This is a genomic window from Salinicola sp., from assembly GCF_982684285.1.
In genome coordinates this window covers 1-2,118 of sequence record NZ_CEXLVS010000333.1, presented here as the reverse complement: position 1 = coordinate 2,118, position 2,118 = coordinate 1, and the positions used below count along the sequence as shown (strand labels likewise).

Genomic DNA, 2,118 nt, shown 5'->3' with positions numbered 1-2,118 from the left:
CGAAACGTAATAGAGATAGCCCTCGCCGTGCCTGCAGATCTCCCTGGCGCGCGCTTCGGAGGTGGTCGGCGCCAGCAGGAAGATCGACTGCAGGCCGTGCGACGCGAACAGCGCGGCGTTGTCGCCGGCCTCTTCCGGTGGCATGTCGACCACCAGTACCCCATCGACACCGGACGCCTGCGCCTCGCGGGTGAAGACGTCGTATCCCATCCGCTCGATGGGGTTGAGATACCCCATCAGCACTACCGGCGTCTCGCTGTCCCGCTGGCGAAATTCGGCCACCATCTCCAGCACGTGGCGTAGCCGGGTACCGTGCACCAGCGCCCGTTCGCACGCCTTCTGGATCACCGGCCCGTCCGCCATCGGATCGGAGAACGGAACCCCGAGCTCGAGGACGTCGGCGCCGGCTTCCACGCAGGCATGCATGAAACCGACCGTGTGCGCCGGCGCCGGGTCGCCGGCGGTGATGTAGGGAATGAGCGCGGTCCGGCCCTGGGCCTTGAGCGCCGCGAAGCGCCGGTCGATGCGATTGGATACGGTTCGATTCATGTCGACCCCAGTCAAAATTCGATGCCGTCGAGCTTGGCGACGGTGTGGATATCCTTGTCACCGCGCCCCGAGAGATTGACGACGATATGCTGATCCGGCGACATCTCCCCCGCCAGCTTCTTGGCGTGAGCCAGGGCGTGGGCCGACTCCAGCGCCGGCATGATGCCCTCGACGAGCGTCAGTTCACGGAACGCCGCCAGCACTTCGTCGTCGTCCGCCGCCACGTAACGCACGCGGCCGACGTCTTTCCACAGCGCATGCTCGGGGCCGACGCCGGGGTAGTCCAGGCCGGCGGAGATCGACTGGGTGTCGGCAACCTGCCCGCCCTCGTCGGACATCAGGTAGGTCCGGTTGCCGTGGAGCACGCCGCGCGGCGCGTTGGCCGTCAGCGGCGCGGCGTGACGGCCGGTGGCGACGCCTTCGCCACCGGCCTCGACGCCATACATGGCGACATCGTCATCCTCGACGAACGGGTAGAACAGGCCCATGGCGTTGGAGCCGCCGCCCACGCACGCCACCAGCGCGTCCGGCAGCCGCCCGATCTGCTCGAGCGACTGGCGACGCGCCTCGCGCCCGACGATGGCGCTGAAGTCGCGGACCAGCATCGGATAGGGATGCGGGCCGGCCACGGTGCCGATGATGTAGAAGGTGTCGTCGACGTTGGTGACCCAGTCGCGCAGCGCTTCGTTCATCGCGTCCTTGAGCGTCCGTGAACCGGACTCCACCGGTACCACCTTGGCGCCCAACAGGTGCATGCGGTAGACATTGAGCTTCTGACGCTCGACGTCCTCGGCGCCCATGTAGATCTCGCACTTCAGCCCCAGGCGCGCGGCGACCGTCGCGGTGGCGACGCCGTGTTGTCCGGCGCCGGTCTCCGCGATCACGCGAGGCTTGCCGGACTTCTTGGCCAGCAGCGCCTGACCGATGGTGTTGTTCACCTTGTGCGCGCCGGTGTGGTTCAGATCCTCGCGCTTGAGCCAGATCTGCGCCCCGCCGATCTCCCGCGACCAGCGTTCGGCGTGATAGAGCGGGGATGGCCGACCGACATAGTGCGTCAGGTCGCGGTCGAACTCCGCCTGGAACTCGGGATCGTCCTTGAGACCGGCGTAGATGGTCTCGAGCTCCTCGAGGGCGAAACTCAAGGTCTCGGAAACGAAACGGCCGCCGTACGGACCGAAGTGGCCGCGAGCGTCCGGCAGTTGCGTCAAGTCGTGGAATCGGCTCACGAAGGGACCCTCATCAGTTGGCGGTGGATGAATTGGTGGTGAGCGACGAGGCGTCGGATGGCGTCGGGGACAGCGCCGCATTCGTTGCCTGCACCCGCTCGCAGAAGGCACGGATCCGCAGCGGATCCTTGATGCCCTTGCGCGACTCGACGCCGCCGGACACATCGACCGCATAGGGCCGCACCTGCGTGATGGCATCGGCGACGTTGTCGGATGTCAGGCCGCCGGCGAGAATCACGGGTATCGCCAGCGAGTCGGGGATGCGCTGCCAGTCGAAGGTCTCTCCGGTGCCGCCGGGGACGCCCGGGCGAAACGCATCGAGCAGCAGCGCGCCGGCGCCCTC

The 2,118-nt window shown here is 67.4% G+C and carries 3 protein-coding genes; all 3 read right to left on the bottom strand.

The genetic code is table 11. The annotated features are described in order from the left end of the window. On the bottom strand, positions 1 to 549 hold a 549-nt coding region (gene trpA / locus AC3AYF_RS19300), incomplete at its 3' end, for a tryptophan synthase subunit alpha (RefSeq protein WP_295041387.1). An 11-nt stretch (positions 550 to 560) separates the two neighbouring features. Beyond that, positions 561 to 1,775 (bottom strand): tryptophan synthase subunit beta, encoded by a 1,215-nt coding sequence (gene trpB / locus AC3AYF_RS19295; protein WP_295041389.1) that lies wholly within the window; start codon positions 1,773 to 1,775, stop codon positions 561 to 563. A gap of 13 nt (positions 1,776 to 1,788) precedes the next feature. Continuing rightward, positions 1,789 to 2,118, bottom strand: a 330-nt coding sequence (locus AC3AYF_RS19290; RefSeq protein ID WP_487780204.1) for a phosphoribosylanthranilate isomerase, incomplete at its 5' end; no start/stop codon positions are given.